The organism is Pelotomaculum isophthalicicum JI (genome assembly GCF_029478095.1).
GTDB lineage: Bacteria > Bacillota > Desulfotomaculia > Desulfotomaculales > Pelotomaculaceae > Pelotomaculum_D > Pelotomaculum_D isophthalicicum.
In genome coordinates this window covers 18,209-36,735 of sequence record NZ_JAKOAV010000026.1, presented here as the reverse complement: position 1 = coordinate 36,735, position 18,527 = coordinate 18,209, and the positions used below count along the sequence as shown (strand labels likewise).

Annotated in this window: 16 protein-coding genes; all 16 read right to left on the bottom strand. The window is 51.0% G+C overall.

Annotated features, from left to right (window positions below):
- Nucleotides 1–69: 69 nt before the first annotated feature.
- The 16 genes from nadB to L7E55_RS12830 all read right to left on the bottom strand — a co-directional run bounded on the left by nadB (nucleotide 70) and on the right by L7E55_RS12830 (nucleotide 18,382).
- Nucleotides 70–1,650, bottom strand: coding sequence for an L-aspartate oxidase (nadB, locus tag L7E55_RS12905; protein ID WP_277444692.1), 1,581 nt, complete (start codon nucleotides 1,648–1,650; stop codon nucleotides 70–72).
- A gap of 28 nt (nucleotides 1,651–1,678) precedes the next feature.
- A complete protein-coding gene (nadA, locus tag L7E55_RS12900; protein WP_277444691.1) occupies nucleotides 1,679–2,599 on the bottom strand; it encodes a quinolinate synthase NadA in 921 nt (306 codons plus the stop codon).
- A gap of 142 nt (nucleotides 2,600–2,741) precedes the next feature.
- Entirely contained in the window at nucleotides 2,742–3,125 is a 384-nt protein-coding gene (panD, locus tag L7E55_RS12895; RefSeq protein ID WP_277444690.1) for an aspartate 1-decarboxylase, read from the bottom strand.
- Entirely contained in the window at nucleotides 3,106–3,975 is an 870-nt protein-coding gene (gene panC, locus L7E55_RS12890; protein WP_277444689.1) for a pantoate--beta-alanine ligase, read from the bottom strand. Before panC ends, panD begins: the two co-directional genes overlap by 20 nt.
- A gap of 117 nt (nucleotides 3,976–4,092) precedes the next feature.
- Complete coding sequence (panB, locus tag L7E55_RS12885) at nucleotides 4,093–4,929, bottom strand: 3-methyl-2-oxobutanoate hydroxymethyltransferase (protein ID WP_277444688.1); 837 nt, start codon at nucleotides 4,927–4,929, stop codon at nucleotides 4,093–4,095.
- The gene (locus tag L7E55_RS12880) at nucleotides 4,926–5,885 is read right to left on the bottom strand and encodes a Rossmann-like and DUF2520 domain-containing protein (protein ID WP_277444687.1); all 960 of its coding nucleotides are present in this window, start codon (nucleotides 5,883–5,885) and stop codon (nucleotides 4,926–4,928) included. Before L7E55_RS12880 ends, panB begins: the two co-directional genes overlap by 4 nt.
- A 200-nt stretch (nucleotides 5,886–6,085) precedes the next feature.
- On the bottom strand, nucleotides 6,086–6,592 hold the full coding sequence (gene folK / locus L7E55_RS12875) for a 2-amino-4-hydroxy-6-hydroxymethyldihydropteridine diphosphokinase (protein WP_277444686.1): 507 nt from the start codon (nucleotides 6,590–6,592) through the stop codon (nucleotides 6,086–6,088).
- Nucleotides 6,585–6,944: a dihydroneopterin aldolase gene (gene folB / locus L7E55_RS12870; protein WP_277444685.1), complete on the bottom strand. Its 360-nt coding sequence runs from the start codon at nucleotides 6,942–6,944 to the stop codon at nucleotides 6,585–6,587. Before folB ends, folK begins: the two co-directional genes overlap by 8 nt.
- Nucleotides 6,937–8,142, bottom strand: coding sequence for a dihydropteroate synthase (gene folP / locus L7E55_RS12865; RefSeq protein WP_277444684.1), 1,206 nt, complete (start codon nucleotides 8,140–8,142; stop codon nucleotides 6,937–6,939). Before folP ends, folB begins: the two co-directional genes overlap by 8 nt.
- Before the next feature lie 321 nt (nucleotides 8,143–8,463).
- A complete protein-coding gene (locus L7E55_RS12860; RefSeq protein WP_277444683.1) occupies nucleotides 8,464–8,883 on the bottom strand; it encodes a universal stress protein in 420 nt (139 codons plus the stop codon).
- Between the two features lie 95 nt (nucleotides 8,884–8,978).
- Nucleotides 8,979–10,739, bottom strand: coding sequence for a formate--tetrahydrofolate ligase (locus L7E55_RS12855; protein ID WP_277444681.1), 1,761 nt, complete (start codon nucleotides 10,737–10,739; stop codon nucleotides 8,979–8,981).
- Nucleotides 10,740–10,767: 28 nt separating this feature from the next.
- Nucleotides 10,768–11,217: a nucleoside-diphosphate kinase gene (gene ndk, locus L7E55_RS12850; protein WP_277444709.1), complete on the bottom strand. Its 450-nt coding sequence runs from the start codon at nucleotides 11,215–11,217 to the stop codon at nucleotides 10,768–10,770.
- Nucleotides 11,218–11,247: 30 nt separating this feature from the next.
- Nucleotides 11,248–13,077, bottom strand: coding sequence for an ATP-dependent zinc metalloprotease FtsH (gene ftsH, locus L7E55_RS12845; protein WP_277444679.1), 1,830 nt, complete (start codon nucleotides 13,075–13,077; stop codon nucleotides 11,248–11,250).
- Between the two features lie 85 nt (nucleotides 13,078–13,162).
- On the bottom strand, nucleotides 13,163–14,584 hold the full coding sequence (gene tilS / locus L7E55_RS12840; protein ID WP_277444677.1) for a tRNA lysidine(34) synthetase TilS: 1,422 nt from the start codon (nucleotides 14,582–14,584) through the stop codon (nucleotides 13,163–13,165).
- A gap of 367 nt (nucleotides 14,585–14,951) precedes the next feature.
- Nucleotides 14,952–17,414: a stage II sporulation protein E gene (gene spoIIE, locus L7E55_RS12835; RefSeq protein ID WP_277444675.1), complete on the bottom strand. Its 2,463-nt coding sequence runs from the start codon at nucleotides 17,412–17,414 to the stop codon at nucleotides 14,952–14,954.
- A gap of 92 nt (nucleotides 17,415–17,506) precedes the next feature.
- Nucleotides 17,507–18,382, bottom strand: a complete 876-nt coding sequence (locus L7E55_RS12830) for a Ppx/GppA phosphatase family protein (RefSeq protein WP_277444674.1) — start codon at nucleotides 18,380–18,382, stop codon at nucleotides 17,507–17,509.
- Between the last annotated feature and the right edge of the window lie 145 nt (nucleotides 18,383–18,527).

Sequence of the window (18,527 nt, the reverse complement as noted above, 5' to 3'; positions counted from 1 at the left end):
TTATCCTCCGGTAAACAGTAAATAATTGAAAAAAGGCTGACCGAAAAGTCAGCCCCTTTTAACTTTATTTTATCGTCTAAAGATAATATGCTTCTGCCAGCGCCGGGAATTGTCGGGATAATCCACCCGGTAGTGACCGCCACGGCTTTCGCGCCGCGCCAGGGCCGCTTCGGCCACCAGTTCGCCAACCTGCAGCATGTTCTTCACTTCCATCTGTTCGACGTTTTCCGCACTGTGTCGTCCCAGGTATCCCCAGGAATCAAAAAAGTTCAGCGACTCCTTTAACCCCTGCCCGCTCCTCACCGGACCAACCTTGCTGCCCATCAGGACCTCAAGTTTTTTGCGCAACTCTCCAAAATCTATTTTCACCGGCTCCAGCAGCCAGTCGCAGGCAAACTCCGGACGGCGGGGGTGATAGGTTTTTAGGAACTGCCTGGTTTCATCCACGATCCGGCCTCCGAAAACAAGCCCGTCCAGCAAAGAGTTGCTTGCCAGGCGATTGGCTCCGTGTACCCCCTGACAGGCAACCTCACCGCAAGCATAAAGACCCTTGATACTGGTTTCACCCACAAGGTTGGTTTTCACCCCGCCCATCATGTAGTGGGCGGCAGGAGCCACCGGGATTGGGTCGACAGATATATCCAAACCGTATGTCGCACAAGTTTTAGTAATATTTGGAAAACGTTTTTTTATCACTTCAGGATCGAGATGAGCTAAATCAAGGTATACTTTATTAGCGCCGGTCGTGGCCATTTCCTTCAACATCGCCCGCACGACGATATCCCGCGGCGCCAGTTCCTGCAAGTCATGATAGCGGGGCATAAAACGCAGGCCATCGACGTTGCGCAGGTAGGCGCCTTCGCCGCGCACCGCTTCAGAAATTAAAAACGGCGGCGCGCCCGGCAGTTTTAACACAGTGGGGTGAAATTGGATAAACTCCATGTCCATTACTTCAGCCCCGGCACGAAAGGCTATCGCTATGCCGTCGCCGGTCGCTATTTCGGGATTGGTATTGAACTCAAACAAGCGGCCCAGCCCGCCCGTGGCCAGTACTACCACCTTACCGCGATAAATCTTTAAGCTGTCATTATCCCGGTCAAACGCCACCACGCCATAACAAGTATTATTCCATACAAGCAAGTCCACCACATAGTGGTTTTCCTTAACACGTATTTTCTTTTCCCTGACGCGCTCAGTCAACACCCTTTGGATTTCAGCGCCCGTGGCGTCACCACTGGCATGCAGAATCCGCCTCTGACTGTGGGCACCCTCTCTCGTCAGAGCCAGCCCTTGACTGTCAGAGTCAAAAATAGCGCCCATTTCGATCAATTCTTTGACCCGTTGCGGCCCCTCGTTGACCAGCGCCGACACAGCCTCATCATCGCACAGGCCGGCGCCGGCCACAATAGTATCCTCCCTATGTAAAGACGGCGAGTCGCTGTCACCGAGAGCGGCGGCAATTCCACCCTGGGCTTTGTCCGTGCTGGTATCCATCATGTTGTACTTGGTCAGCACAGTAACCGAGCCACCTGCTTCGGAAGCGGCTAAAGCAGTATACAACCCGGCTATACCGCTTCCCAGGATGATATATTCATCGTCCTCCTGTTTTAGCTCCCGGGAGTCGAAATTTATCATGTATTTATCCGGCAAAAGGAAACCTCCTCAATCAGGCGGCGCATCATACCGCCAACATCTTGTCCAGGCAACGGACGGCCCGCTCCCTAATTTGCTTGGGAACATCCACCCTTGGTTCCAGGTTGATTAGCGCCCGGTGGACCTTTTCCAGGGTAGTTTTCTTCATATTTGGGCAAACCAACTTGTCGGAAGCCAGATAAAACTGCTTGTCCGGGCAATGTTTATGCAGCGGGTGCAGGATGCCCATCTCAGTGCCGACAATAAATTCGCGGGCACTGCTTTCCCGGGCAAAATTAATCATGCCGGTAGTACTGGCTACCACGTCAGCCAGGGCGACCACTTCCGGGCGGCACTCGGGGTGAACTAGAATCAAAGCGGTGGGGTGAGCCGCCCTGGCAGCCAAAAGATCATCGGCGGTAAGCCGGTCATGGGTGTTGCAGCAGCCCTCCCAGACAACCATCTCACGCCCGGTTTTTGCAGCCACATAACTCCCCAGGTTTTTATCCGGAACAAACAGGATCGGCTTGTCCTCCGGCAGGGACTTGATCACCTTTTCAGCATTGGCGGAAGTACAGGCGATATCGCATTCGGCTTTCACTTCCGCGGAAGTATTCACATAACAAACCACAATAGCGTCCGGCATTTCTTGCTTTTTCCGCGCCAGCGCCACTTCGTCGACCATGTCCGCCATCGGGCAGCCGGCATGTTCGTCCGGCAAGACCACTATCTTTTCAGGCGAAAGAATGGATGCGCTTTCCGCCATAAAATGCACACCGCAGAAGACAATCACGTCAGCGTCCGTAGCGGCCGCTTGCTGAGACAGACCCAGCGAATCACCGACAAAATCAGCTATATCCTGGACCTCCGGCCGCTGGTAGAGATGGCTTAATATAACCGCGTTGCGCTCTTTTTTTAGCCTGATAATTTCACCGGTCAATTCATGTAAAAGTTCCTTCCCCGGCACAAAGTTTCAATCCTTTCCAAATAGAATATACCGTAAAACAAAAATTACAAAAAAACGCTGCAAAACCTCCATTGTTTTAACAACGCTTTAATCATCAACATCCCTCCCGCTCCTTCGGTCAGGAGGTTAAATAAGTATTAAATCAGCCGATTTCACCGGCGGCCTCTCCGTGTCTTACCCCGACAACCTTATTTTTTCCATCAACATTGACGATGACAGGTTTAAAAACTTTCGCTTCGGCACGGTCTAACATGACATATGAAATGATGATGACAGTATCGCCCGGCTGCACCAACCGGGCCGCCGCGCCGTTCAGGCAGATCACCCCTGACCCGCGGGCACCTTTGATCACATATGTTTCAAACCGGGCGCCGTTATTATTATTAACAATTTGCACTTTTTCATTAACCAGGATGTCAGCCGCTTCCATCAGGTCTTCGTCAATAGTGATACTGCCCATGTAGTTCAGGTTGGCATCTGTAACTGTAGCCCGGTGAATTTTTGACTTAAACATTGTTAGAAACATGATCCCGTACCCCCAAAATAATGTTGTCAATCAGCCGTGTCCGCCCGATTTTCACAGCCAGCGCCAGGAGAGCGGGCCCGTTTAACGTGACGACAGGCTCCAGGTCCGGGTGGCTGTATATTTCAACATAATCAATCTCTGCCAGCGGCTCCGCTTTGATCATGTCAACAACCAGTTGGCGAATGGTTGACACGTCCCGCTGGCCTGCCGCCACCGCTTCCGCCGCGGCTTGCAAACTCCTGGACAGGACCAGGGCGGCCTGCCGCTGGACCGCGTCCAAATATACATTACGGGAACTCATTGCCAGGCCGTCCGCTTCACGTACAGTCGGCACCGTCACTACCTCCAGATCCATATTCAGGTCGGCAGCCATTCTCTTAATCACCAGTACCTGCTGGGCGTCTTTTTGCCCGAAAAAGGCCTGGTCGGGAGCAACAATATTAAAAAGCTTGGCTACCACCGTAGTCACTCCGCGAAAGTGGCCGGGCCGGGAAAGCCCGCAAAGCCTTTCTGTGATCCGTTCTACTTCAACATAAGTGCAGTAGCCCGCCGGGTAAATCTCCTCGACAGAAGGATTAAATACAGCGTCCACTCCGACTTCTCCGGCCATTTGGACATCCCGCTCCAGATCTCTGGGGTATCTGGCAAAATCTTCTTGAGGGCCAAATTGAGTCGGGTTGACAAAAATGCTGATCACAACAACGTCACAGCGTTCTTTAGCCTGGCGCATCAGTTCCAAATGTCCTTCGTGCAGATAGCCCATGGTCGGCACGAAGCCGACAGTTTGGCCTCTGGTCCTGGCTTCGCGGACAAACTTGCGTATCTCAGCAACGGTGTGGCAAATATACATGTCCAACCTCCAATTGGTCGTTGGTCGTTGGTTGTTGGTCGTTAGGTTAGTTGTTGGAATTCGCCTCCGGCGAATTCCTTCTATCCCCAACCACCTACCACCCACCACTATTTTTGCTTAATACAGCTTCTCCAGCACTTCCTCCGACATGCCGAAACAGTGCTCGGGAGCCGGGAAGTCGCGAGCTTCCACTTCTTCTTTATATTGCTTGACGGCAGTGGCCATCTGATCATGCAGGTCGGCGTACTGCTTGACAAATTTCGGCGTAAAGCGCGGGTAAAGGCCCAGGATATCGTGAATCACCAGCACTTGCCCGTCACAGTGCGGGCCGGCGCCTATCCCGATGGTAGCCACGCCAATTGATTCGGTAATTAATTTTGCCAGGGGAGTAGGCACACACTCCAGCACAATTGAGAAGACACCCGCTTCTTCTAGGGCTTTGGCATCGGCAATCATTTTTTTAGCCACCTGTACATCCTTCCCCTGTACCTTAAAGCCGCCCAACTGGTGTATGGATTGCGGCGTCAGTCCCAAGTGACCCACCACCGGAATGCCTGCGTTAACGATTTTCCTGACCACCCCGGCAACTTCCGCGCCGCCTTCCAGTTTGACCGCTTGCGCCCCCGCTTCTTTCAAAAAACGTCCGGCGTTCCGAACCGCCTCCTTCTCGGAAGCCTGATATGAAAGAAAAGGCATGTCCGCCACGATCATTGCCCTGCTTGCGCCGCGGCGCACCGCCTTGACATGATGGACCATTTCATCCATGGTTACCGGTATCGTGGAGTCATAACCCAGAACCACGTTGCCCAGCGAGTCGCCTACCAGAATCATATCGATCCCGGCTTCGTCCACAATTTTCGCCATGGGGAAGTCATAGGCGGTAAGCATGGTGATCGGCCTGCCCTCAGCCTTCTTTTGTTTAATGGTCGCGGTGGTGATCTTTTCTTGTTTCATTTTATATATGCCTCCTCGAAGATCTCTTTCAGCCTTTCCTCCTGGTCCGAATCAATGCTTCCTTTTTCTAACGCCACTTTTATAGTATAAAGACCGAATACGCGGTAGAGATCCGTCTCCTGCCTCCCCACTTCTCCAAACGCCGCCAGGTGACCCTCCACAGTCGTACCGTCACCCCGCGCGATGGGACCGGTCAACGCCGGGGCAGGACCCACCCGGGCAATATTACTTATCGTCCCTTGAACCAAGGGAAATAACGCTTGAAAAGCCTCCTTCCGGGATAGTCCGAAACTACTGAATAATCCTGTGGCCAAGTGCATCAAAGAAACAAGATAGTTGGACGCGATACACGCCGCGGCGTGATACAACGGCTTATCTTTAGCAGCTATGGTAAAACTCCTGCCCCCAAGGTCTCTGACGATTTGTTCAGCCACGGGCAGCGCGCCCGCGTCCCCTTCCAGCGCAAAATATGAGCCTTCCAGGTTTTCCATGGCCATTTTCACATCGGCGAAGGACTGGAGCGGGTGCAGTGACGCGGCCAACGCTCCTGAACGCCGGGCTGCCCCCACCGCTTCCGCTGGATGAGCCCCACTGGTGTGAAACACAGCCTGTCCGGCGACAAACCCTCTCTTCTCGCTTATTTCCTCAGCAACCCGGGTTATTACGCGGTCGGGAGTCGCAATAAAAACTATATCCGCGCTGCCGGTAATTTCCTCCGGGTTGCCGGTGGCAGGCACCTTTAACTCTCCAGCCAGACGCTTGGCCGATGAGATGCTCTGATCGGCTACTCCCGTCACTATATAACCCCGCCGGCTCAAGAGCAACGCCAGCGCAGACCCTACTTTACCCGCTCCCACCACTGCTATCGACGGTTTAGTAAAGGGTATCATCCCCTTAGGCGACCTTAAAATAATAAAAGCCTTCCGGGGACCCCGAAAGACTTCGTAAAAACTCAACCTCCCGTCTCGGTCCATCCGGCTCCAAGCGATAAGTTGTCATTTATTAGCAAGATATTTGATCATAAATTGTTTATAATACGTTAACTGCGCCAGGTATGTCTCCAAAATGGATGACACCCTTATCCGCTACCATTTTAACACAGCCTTAGCAAACAGGCAATCTATTTTTAACAAAATATTTAGTAATTTGCGACTACTTATATATTATTTTCCATTGGCTCGATTAACTGGACCTTTGCCAGCGACAAAGCTAATTCCGCTGTATTTCCCCACCCCGGCAGTTCCAATTCAGGCGCCAGGTCGGCCAGGGGCACCATGACAAAAGCACGCTCGTGCATACGCGGGTGCGGAATCACCAATTCCGGCGTATTAATTATCTCTCTGCCGTAAATAAGCAAATCAAGATCTATCGTGCGCGGCCCCCAGCGTCTGCCGCGCACCCGTCCAAGACTGTTTTCCAAGTTAAGCATTAATTTAAGCAAATCCAGCGGCTGCAAACTTGTTTCGACTTCCGCTACGGTGTTGATAAACCAGTCCTGTCCGGTATAGCCGATAGGAGCGGTTCGATAGCGGGGCGCTGCCCGGACAACCCGCACACCAGGCGCGGCATCCAATAAAACTAATGCTTTACTGATATTTGCTGATTTATCCCCCATATTACTCCCTAGGCCCACATAGGCAACAACAAGCGCGGGGTTATTCATTTTTTCGCCTAATCTCCACTGCCATCCAGGCGAATTTGAGGGACAGAGGCGCCTGGGGTTTTTTTACCCGGACCAGCACTTCCCGCACCGGAAAATTTACAAGTATACCTGACGCAACGCTTTCCGCCACTGACTCGATCAACTTGCGGGGACGGCCTTCCACGATTGCCCTGACAAATTCCGAAACACCGGCATAGTCCACCGTATGTTCCGGTTCGTCAGCACGGCCTGCTTGACTGAGGTCTAAAAAAAGCTCCACATCGACAATAAACCTCTGCCCCAGGGTCTGCTCTTGAGGGTATAACCCGTGGTAACCGTAAAATTCCATGCCTTTCATGATGATTTTATCCACCGGCAAACGCTCCTTGCTCCCGTACAATAGCATCCGTCATCCTGGCCACCCGTGCCATTTCCTTCACGTCATGCACACGGACAATATCCGCGCCGTTGACAATACCCACCGCCACAGTCGCCGCAGTGCCTTCTACCCGCTGTTCCACGGGCAGACCGAGCACTTTGCCGATAGTAGACTTGCGGGAAGTGCCAATCAATACCGGGAGTCCCAAACAGCGCAGTTCCCTAAGCCGCCGCAGCGCTTCCAGGTTTTGTTCGGCTGTTTTGCCAAACCCAAAGCCCGGATCAATAATGATTTTTTCCCTGTCCATTCCTGCTTCCAGAGCAAAATTAATACTTTCTTGAAAATACGCAATCATATCGCCGGTCAAATCGCTATATCCGGTTCCTTCCTGATTGTGCATAAGCACTACCGGCACGCCGTATTCCGCAGCCAGCCCGGCCATGGCCGGATCGGCACGCAAAGCCCATTGGTCGTTTAGCATATGGGCGCCTGATTCTAAAGCCAGCCGGGCTACGGCAGACTTCGAAGTATCGATTGAAATTGGCACCGGCAACTCTTTAACCAATTCTTTTAGTACTGGGATCACCCGCGCCAGTTCTTCCTCCGCGTCTACCGGCATGTGTCCCGGCCGGGTAGACTCGCCGCCCAGATCAATGATGTCAGCCCCGTCCGCTACCATTCGTTTTGCCCGGGCAACTGCCGCACCGCTGTCAAGATAGCTTCCCCCGTCCGAAAAAGAATCTGGCGTAACATTCAGGATACCCATGATCAGCGTTTTCTCACCCAAGCGGACAGTTATGCCGCGGCAATCCAGACTACCTGGCAGATTCCCCGCCTGACCGGTTATAACCTGCCCGATCCGGTCGGCCAGATCGGGCAGGCCGTAAGGCTGCAGGCGAAGCTTGGCCATAAAGGCGCTATATTGTTTCAATGTACCCATTAGAAGCACTTTGGTTTCATCCACCGAACAGCTGACAACACCCCGGGCGACAGCAGCTTCCCCACCCTTGCCGAGCATTTCCTGTTTAATGATATTAGCCTGTTCCGGCCGCACCCCTTCCAGCATCACCAACCGGTGCACCATTTTGGGGGCCATCCACCTGCAGCCGGCTTGATCGGCGCCGACTGATTCCAGGATTCGCACTGCCTGCTTCTGATTATTAACCTCAATGCCATAAACCCTGATCGCCAATCCCACTACCCCCGTTTTCTTAAAGCCAGACCGCATGTTCATATCAAAAGATTGTGAATGAATAATTAATAGTATAAGACTGATAAACTAGAAAATCAACACAACATGACTGCTGTCACAAACCTGTTAAAAAATCACAAATGTAATGTCATGAAAGGATAATACTAAATGAGCTCAACAATTCATGTATTACTGACGGGGAATTGTGAAAAGAGCGCTGAAGGAATTAGTGGAATGGTTTTAACCCGCATCTTGAGCGGGTCGACAATAGTGAAATTATTATCTTAAGTCCAAGGCTTTTGACTGGGAAGAACTTCGTACTTAGCTTTTTGGTGTCACGTGAATAACAATAACCGGACAGGAAGCCCCGGAACATACTTTATTGCTGACACTGCCCATCAGCAAGCCGGGGATTTTCCCCAAGCCCCTGCTGCCCATGATAATTACGTCATAACTCTCTATTTTTGCTTTTTTCAGTATCTCTCTGGCAGGATTGCCAAGCGCCACGGCAGTATCAATTTTCACATCATTCCCGCTAAGGCTTTCCTTCAACTGTTCAAGCATATCCTGTGCTTTTGTCCTGAGTGCTATAATTTGTTCTTCAGTATAATTAGCGATATCTTGCACGACATGAAAGAGCGTAATATTTGCCTTGGAAACCATGGCAAGTTTAACAGCGTGCTGCGCGGCTGAAAGCGCCTGACCGGAATTATCGAAAGGTACCAGGATCTTATTATACATTTTACATGCCTCCCGCAATATTTGTCGGTAGCTTTGGTTCTTGACAGCGTTATCTGAGGCAGATATCCATAGATACCTTAAATTTTCAAAAGCAACTAAAAAAGACCTGTCACTTTACCGGTATTTACATCCACGTCAATTCTTCTAAACGCCGGATTAGAGCTGGTGCCGGGCATCAGGCTGATTGAGCCGGTAACTGGACAAAGAAATCTTGCACCGGCAAAAACCAAGATATCATGTACCGGCAGAACCCAACCTTTGGGCACTCCCTTAAGTTCCGGGTCATGAGTCAAGCTCAGATGTGTTTTTACCATCATAGTCGCGTAATCATTTAACGCGGGATCGGCTTCCAGCAATTTGGCTTTTATTTCAGCTTCAGCAGCCCAGTCGACACCTTCAGCCCCATATACTTCTCTGGCTATTATTTCAACCCTCTGCCGCAGCGGCATTTCCTGCGGATAGAGAAATTTAAAGTCAACTTCTTCATTACAAGCGTCAATAACCGCGTCAGCCAACTCAAGAGCGCCTTCCCCGCCTGCCAGCCATTGTCTGGAAAGCGCGCAACGGGCGCCGGCCTGTTCCGCGTACCGGCGCACCATGTCTATCTCCTCTTTTGTATCTGTGTCGAAGGCGTTAATGCAGACAACCGGCTTGATTCCCGCTTTATTAACAGTGGCTATATGATGCAGCAGGTTCGGAATACCCTTCTCCAGAAGACTCAGGTTCTCTTTCCGGTATTCTTCAGCCAGCGGCCGGCCCGGGACAACCTGGGGTCCGCCGCCGTGCATCTTCAAGGCCCTGATGGTAGCCGTAACAACAGAAACGCTGGGAATAAGCCCGCTCAACCTGCATTTCACGTTCCAGAATTTCTCGAAACCGATGTCCGCCCCAAAACCACTTTCGGTCACATGATAATCGAACATCTTCAAGCCGATGCGATCGGCGATAATGGAAGACTGCCCCACGGCAATATTGGCAAAAGGACCGGCATGCACCATGCAAGGCTGGTGTTCCACCGTTGACATTAAAGTCGGGTTAATGCTGTTGCTCATCCAGGCGCACATGGCGCCGGCAACTTCCAGGTCAGTAGTGGTTACCGCATTACCCCGCCGGTCATAAGCCACAATGATATTGCCCAGTCTTTCTCTCAAATCCCGCAAATCCCGGACAATAGCGAGAATGGCCATTATTTCGGAACTTCCGGCGATATTGAATTTGGACGACATCATAAAGCCATCCATCTTGCCGCCGATACCCATAATAATATTACGCAGGCCCTGAGCGCAAAAATCAATGACCCAGCTCATTTCCACCCGTTTGGGATCTATGTCCAAACGCCTTAGATTCCGGCTTGACAGTTCCGCGTCACTATAGTTCGCCTCATGCTGCATCCGGGCGTTAAGGGCCACCATGGCCAGGTTATGGGCATTCATGAGGTCGTTTATGTCACCGGTAAGCCCCATGGAAAACTCAGTCATGGGAATCAGCAGGGCATTGCCGCCACCGGCGGCCGTACCTTTGATATTCATGGTGGGTCCGCCCGATGGTTGCCTGACACAGCCGCCTACATTCTTGCGCCTTTTGCCCAAACCTTCCAGCAGCCCCACGGTTGTAGTTGTCTTTCCCTCACCCAGCGGGGTAGGGGTGATCGCGGTTACTTCAATATACTTGCCGTCCCGCCTGTTTTTCAGACGGTCTATAATCTTCAGGAAATCAAGCTTACAGACTCTTCCATAAGGTATTACCTCATCTTTTTCCAAATAAAGCTTGTCCCGCCATTGCTCGGGTGTAGGCATATATTTTTCCGCTTCTTCGGCAATTTGCCAATCAGCCATCATTGTCGCGTCATACGGCATAGATTGTTCCCCTGCTTGTATTTGCGAATTATTCGTAGATCCACCGGTCAAGATCCCGGTTGTATACAACTAATTCTTCTTCTTTGAAGAACAGGCCGATTTCCCTGGCGGCGCTGGCAGGCGAGTCTGATCCGTGGATTACGTTCCTCCCCATATCAATCCCGAAGCTGTTTCTGATCGTACCCGGCGCGGCTTTCAAAGGGTCGGTCGCCCCCATCATCTCTCTGGCGGCGCTGATAGCGTTTTTTCCCTCAATTACCATGGCCACAACCGGCCCGGAAGTGATAAAGTCCACCAGTGGCTCGAAAAAGGGTTTGCCGACATGTTCGCCATAGTGCTTTTCCGCCAAATCCCTGGTTATCTTAAACATCTTCAGGCCGATAATTTTAAATCCTCTTTTCTCAAACCTGGAGATGATTTCTCCCGCCAGATTACGCTGCACGCCATCAGGCTTAACCATAAGATATGTGCGTTCCATTTCCATTTTTGATAACCTCCGTAATTTTACTTAATTAACTCTGTCCAGACGCTCCGCCTCGCCGGCTTGTTTCATCAACTCGGCAAATTCTTCAGCTTCGACGGTTTCCTTATCAAAAAGTGTTTTCGCCACCAAATGCAGGGTTTCCAGGTGTTCTTCCAGGAGCTGCTTCGCTTTGTTATATGAACTGTCAATCATTTCCCTTACCTGCACGTCAATGGCGTTTGCCACCTCTTCACTGTAGTTGCGGTCCCTGGATAAATCCCGCCCGAGGAACGGGGTATCCTGCTTATGCCCGAAGGTCATCGAACCCAGGTCGCTCATCCCGTATTCCATTACCATTTTTCTAACTATAGCGGTGGAACGCTCCAGATCGTTTTGCGCGCCGGTGCTGATTTCTTTCAGCACCACGGCCTCGGCCACACGCCCGCCCAGCAGCATGGTAACCTGATCTATAAGTTGTGATTTGGTGGCATAATAACGGTCCTCTTTGGGAAGGAGCAAGGTGTAACCGCCGGCACGGCCCCTCGGTATAATTGATACCTTATGCACCGGATCGGTATTAGGCAGCAGATAGCCCATCACGGCATGGCCGGCCTCGTGGTAGCAAACCAGCCACTTTTCTTTTTCGCTGATTACCTTGGATTTTTTCTCGGGACCGGCAATCACTCTCTCAATAGAATTTTCCAGGTCAGCCATCGTCACCTTTTTGCGGTTTTGCCGCGCCGCCAGAAGCGCCGCTTCGTTAGTCAGGTTGGCCAGGTCGGCGCCGGTGAACCCCGGGGTCCGGCGCGCGATAATTTCCAGGTTTACCGCTGTATCCAAAGGCTTACCGCGCACATGCACTTTGAGAATTTCTTTTCGCCCGTTAACGTCCGGCGCGTCGACCACCACCTGACGGTCGAAACGCCCCGGCCTTAAGAGCGCCGGGTCAAGAATATCCGGACGGTTGGTGGCCGCCAAAATGATGATACCCTCATTAGGCGAAAATCCGTCCATTTCCACCAGAAGCTGGTTCAGAGTCTGCTCGCGCTCGTCATGGCCGCCCCCAAGGCCCGCGCCCCGCTGCCGGCCCACGGCGTCAATTTCATCCACAAAAACGATACATGGCGCGTTTTTCTTGGCCTGTTCAAAGAGATCACGGACCCGCGACGCCCCCACTCCCACAAACATTTCCACAAAATCCGACCCGCTGATACTGAAGAAGGGAACCCCAGCTTCACCTGCCACGGCCCGGGCCAGAAGGGTTTTGCCGGTCCCGGGGGGTCCGAAAAGAAGCACTCCTTTAGGTATTTTGGCGCCAAGCTCCTGAAACTTCCTCGGGCTTTTCAAAAATTCGACAATTTCCTCCAGTTCTTCCTTTACTTCATCTGCGCCTGCCACATCAGTAAAAGTGACTTTTTTCTTTTCATCACTTTGCAGCCTGGCGCGGCTCTTGCCGAAAGACATAACCCGGTTGCCGCCCCCCTGGGTCTGCTGCATCAAGAAGAAGAACAACACCACGAACAAGAGTATAGGCAGCAGCGTTGACAGCAGGCCGGTCCACCAGCCGGGTTGAGCCGGCGGCTCGTTCTTCCAAGTCACCTTCTTTTCTTTGAGAAGCGTGTACAGATCAGTATCCGCGGCGAGTCCCTTGGTTTCAAACTTGCTTCCGTCTTTTTTCTCTCCGGTGATTATGTTGGTATAATTCTCCGGTTGAATTACGATATTGCTGATCTGACCGCTTTCTAAATCCTCATAAAACTTGCTGTAACTCAATTGCTCAGCAGCATTTTTACTGGGCGCCGTATATCTGATCAAAGCGATAATAACAAGAACAATTAACAAATATATACTAAGGTTTTTTACAACCTTATTCAAATATGCCACTTCCTCTCTAAAAGTCAGGGCACAAAAACCCATAATTATAATTATACCATGCAGCACAAAATATTAAAGATTTATTTTATGACTCCTGATACCCAGGGGCGCCCCGCACCAGTTCTAAATGAAGTATTTTTGCAGTGTCACTTTCAATTTTCCACTTTTCCCCCACACGTATACCTCCAATCCAGATTATTTCTTCCGGTGTGCATATCAGTGGAAGATAATCTCTTTCGGCCCGGGGCACCTTCTGTTTGATCAAAAAATCTTTTAACTTTTCTGTTGACTTCCGTCCGTACGGACAAAAAAAATCCCCTTCCAAACGCCGCCGCACAAATATTTGCGGCGGCAGTTTATCAAAATCCAACAAGGCTTCAGTTACCGGCAAAAAACTAGGTTCCGGAGCATCCTCGATGGTTGTCAACGAAGCGCGCACAGCAAGACCCAGCTCAGGAATCCAGGTTAAACCGGGCACTCTTAGCGGGTAAATGTAAGGGCTGAGCTCCTGTTTTTTTCGCTCCACATATAAATCAAGAGTCGTGTAGGATCTGATTGCCACGATTCCTGCCGGTAGGGATGCTCTTAAGCCGGTAATTTCATTGTCCAATAAATCCAACACGGCTTTTGTGTGCGTAAAAGACAAATCCCTCTCCGAACCGGTCAAGTCACGCCAAGCCAACCTGACCACTCTGCGCAGAACTGCCTTGGGCATCTCATATAAGCGTGCCAGTGATAATTTAATAACCCCGTTGCCGTCATTTTGCCCGGCTGAACGGTATGCTTTCACCGCCTGCTCCTCCAGATAACCGTCCTCCTCGCGGCAAATCTCGCCCAGTCTGAGCAACGAGGCTGTCAGACCCGGGTTATATTCATTTTTTAATAAAGGAATTAGTTCCATTCTGACCCTGTTCCGCAAATATACAGGTTTCAAGTTTGAAGAATCATTTCTAAAAGACAGGTTCATTTCCACGCAGTAGCGCTCAATCTCAGATCGCCTCACCGTCAATAGCGGCCTGATATAATAATTATCCCGCACCGGCATGATGCCCTTCAGCCCCGCTGTGCCCGCGCCCCGCAAAAAATTAAGCAAAATAGTTTCAGCCTGGTCATCGGCCTGGTGGGCCAGCGCTATTTTACTTGCTCCGTTTTTTCTGGCTACCTCTTCGAGAAAATGATAACGCACTTCCCGCGCAGCCACTTGAGCGGGAATTCCTCTTTCGCTCCGGTATGCCGGGACATCAACAGCTTCAACCGTGGCAGGCAAATGATAACGCTCAGCTATCCCGGCCACGAACAAAGCGTCAGCCTCAGATTCAGCCCCGCGGAACATGTGATTAAGGTGAGCCACATGCAGAGAGATTCCCAGATCTTGCACTAAGCGGTGCAACAAATGCAACAATACAACTGAGTCGGGGCCACCGGAAACCGCCACCACCACCCGATCACCCCGCTCCACCATCCGGTAGCGCTGAATATTCGCTTTAACCTTGCGGAGCAGTTCCATCAGGATCCAACCTCGCTACAAAATTACTTAATATAGCAGTTCATTGATATTCAACAATGATAAAAGTTTTTCCTGCAAAAATAGGAAATAAGACCTTTGGGCGCACAACGCGGCTCATATTCGGCCTATATAATCGGGGACATTCCTCCGACCATAAATATAGGCCCGTTAGGGAGGTGTGTCCCCTTTCCTCAGCCGCGAACTCCTTCACCCTCGGGCTTACGTCAAACTCTCTCGCTTCACTCGCTTCACTCGCTCAAACAGTTCCCTCACTGATCCTCGGGTTCATTCGCTCTTTGAATTAGGCCTCAAATCACCGCTTTCGCACGCCCAAAAGTCTCTCACAATCTTGACCCGGTTCGTTGCTTTACTTACTTTTTTGTTTTTCCAGCCTTGCCACAACGACTGTCATATCGTCCGGCACTCTTGCGACACCGCCAGACCCTGTTTGGGCTAGCTTAAGCAGCAATTCCGCCATTTCCTGAGGCGGCAAGCCGGCCGCATCTTCCAGCACTTTGATGATCCATTCACCATGTTCATCCCCGTTGTCACAAGCTTCAAACATGCCGTCCGTCAGCATCACCAGCATGTCCCCCGGCTCCAGCAACCTGGCTTGAGATACTATCTCAAAATCCTCAATGATCCCCACCGGCAGGGAACTGGCCTTGATTTGGCTTACCTGCCCGTCGCGCAGCAGATACGTGGGCACAGCCCCGATTTTTATAAAATCCGCTTGACCGTTGTAAAGGTCGACCATGACCAGATCTACTGTGGCAAAGCTTTCTCCGGGGGAGCGTAATACCAGGATTGAGTTAACTGTCTTGATCGCCAGTTCCTGGCCGAATCCCAAATCCAGCAAATGGCGCAGGAGCGAGAGCGTGGTGCCGCTTTCCAGGGCCGCTCTTGGCCCGACCCCCATGCCGTCACTCAAAGCCAGACCAAAACGCCCTCCCTTCAAGCAAAAAAAGGCATAGTTATCTCCTGAAACCAGACTACCACCCTTGCCCATTCCGGAAACGCCCAATATAAGCCGGTAATTTAAGTCGCTAGAGAATCTCAGCCGGCAAACCGGACCTTCCCCATTAACAGCGCAGCCAACTGCCGGCGGAGAAAAGTTGCGCTCCAGCGCCGCAGACAAGAAGGGGGCGATTACACTCCTGCACCGCATCCTGCCGCCACAAGCAGGATGGGTTAGCGAAACTTCAATCCTATCTCCCCCCTGAGAACTGATAGATAAACTCTCTGCTCTCACACCTGCGTCTTTTAACTTCTTGCGCAGGTGTAAACCTGAATCTCCCACTTCCACATTGAATTCCAATTCACCGGGCAGTCCGGCAATTACTTCCCCAATTCCCCTGAGTTGTTCCGATACAATTTCCCTGCTTTCCAGCAGCCGGCCGGACCAGTACCGGTTAATCTGGTAAGTTTCATAAAGACAGCAAACTGCGACGGCAAGTTCCTTTGTCCTTGCGCAGCGCTTCTTGATCTCATCCGGCAGATTGTCCCGGGTGATATTGCCATACACCTCCACCTGGGCAAAGAGGTCAATCAAAGACTGGTAGGTTCTATAAAACTCCCTCTCCCAGCAAGTACGGTAAAAAGCGCAGCCGTCGCATACTTTCTGCCCGACCTGATTGATCAAACCTTGTATTTTTTGTTCCTCGTTTGACCCGGCGGTAGTTGACAGTTGTTCAAAAGTCTGAGACAGTTCCCGGAAAACCAGCGCCCAATTTTTTATCTTTTCTTTAAAGGCTTCTTTTAATAGTGCCTTCCCCGCCGGGTGCTCCTTATCGTCGGCGACCTCCAGACCCATTGACGAAATTGCTTCTTTAATAATGAACTGCGGGACTAATAAAAAAAACATTGTAGATAGGCCGGACTCGACCAAGGTTGAAACTAAATTTCCATAACCGGTAACATAGACCGTTAAGATGATATTGGCCAGAAGAAACCCGGTAGCCACTCCGGCTTTGCCTAAACCCCTGCAAAGGCCGGCGATAAAACCGGCAAAAGAATAAGCAGGCGCCAGCGCCGGGACCACAGTGTAAGCAAGACCCGGGATAACTCCCAAAACCGCGCCGGCCGCAGCGCCGACCCCGGCCCCCCCCACCAGAGACGCCAATAAAATAGCCAATCGGCTCAACGTACCTTTTACACTAGCCAATCCGCCTCCTAGATCGCCGGTCCCGGCAATCAGCCCTCCAAATATGATCAATACGCAAAAAATCTCGTCACTAGCTAAGGCTTGGCCTTTTTTGATCCTTTTCCCTAACGCCGTGAGGCCGTTTAATGTCACAAGCGTAAACAACGCCGCAAATACCGCTTCGAACAACACACAAAAATAACTGTAAGAAGCCGCTAACGGGTTGGTAAAAACCAGGAGTGAGGTTTTCACAATTATCGTCACGGCTAGAACCAAGCCGGGCAGAATTAACCATTGCTTTTTCGGTTCGAGGGATATTACCCTCATTAACAGTAAAGCGCAAATCACTACAAGAATAGAACCGGTCAGGGGTATGCCCTTGCTGATAGTGATTAAGCCGGCAATCACAGCCGGCACGCTCATTAGTCCGAACCGCCCAAAAACCTGGATGGCGGCAACTGCAAAGGCAATCCCAAAGGGCATCAGATCACCTAGCAACACCGCCCGGCCCAGAAAAAAGCCCGCGAAACAGAAACACAGTTCGCCGGCTAACGCTAATTTACCCAGTTTAACGCCAGGGAAAAGGTGACGTTTTACTGTATTCTTCTTTAAGCGAAACAACACCCGTCGTTTATGCTCGCCTTTTCCGGTCCTCTGGTAAGGATAGATCTTGACATTTTCGAGCACCAGGACCACCCCTTGCACTAAATTAACCAATAGATTAATTATAGTACAACGGTCAGGAAATTTTTGTCATTTGGAGTAGGTAAGAGAATACTTTATTTCGACTTTTCCAGAACCAATCCGTGAAGAATATCACACTCGCTAACAACTATACTATCCAACCCGATAATATCCAGCAGAGTTTTCACGATGGCAACACCGGCGACAATGATATCCGCTCTTTCAGGCTGAAGGCCGGGCAGCCGTTTACGCTCCTCAACGCTCAAGGACTTCAGCATTTCATAAATACGTTGAATGGTACCGGCAGTTAAGCGGTGCCCGTGGACGAGCGACGGTTCATAAACCGTTAACCCCAGATCAATCGCAGCCAAAGTGGTAACAGTTCCTCCGACCCCGGCTAAACAGCTTATCCGGTATCCCCGAAGCATATTCAACGCCGGTTTTAAAACAATCGCCATATCCTGTTCATTCCACCCGGAACCGGTCATTCTCACTGCTCCCGCATTGACACTGACACAGTTCGGCCGGCTGTTTCCGTTCCAAATCAGTTCGGTACTGCCGCCTCCCACATCCACAACTAATGTCGATAGCGGATCGACGGGCAACCCGGAAAGAACTCCCCGGTAACTCAAAGCTGCCTCTTCCTCTCCGCTAAGCACCCACACTTCAAGGCCAAAACGTTGTTTGACAAGCTCCAAAAACGTCGGCCGGTTGGCCGCGTCACGAACCGCGCTGGTGGCGGCGGCAACTACCCGTTCCGCTCCCAACCGTAAAGATGTATCATAACAGACGCCAATCGCCTCAAGCGTTCTTTCCATTGCAGCGGGCAACAGTATCCCTTCGTTGATTCCTTCACCTAACCGCGTTGTCATGAGTTTTGTATCTACCGTCTGCACTCTCTCGCCAGATACGTCAGCGACAAGCAGTCTGGTTGAGTTGGTTCCTATGTCAATAGCCGCAATCCGGATCATCTGCACCCTCCTTAATAAGAACAATTCGCCTTTAGTGACCTCTGCATATCGCGGCACATGTTCGGCCCTGTTTTACCATAACAATAAAAAAAGCCGCTTTACGGCCAAATAATATCACTATTTTAATTGTTATTTGTTAATTTAT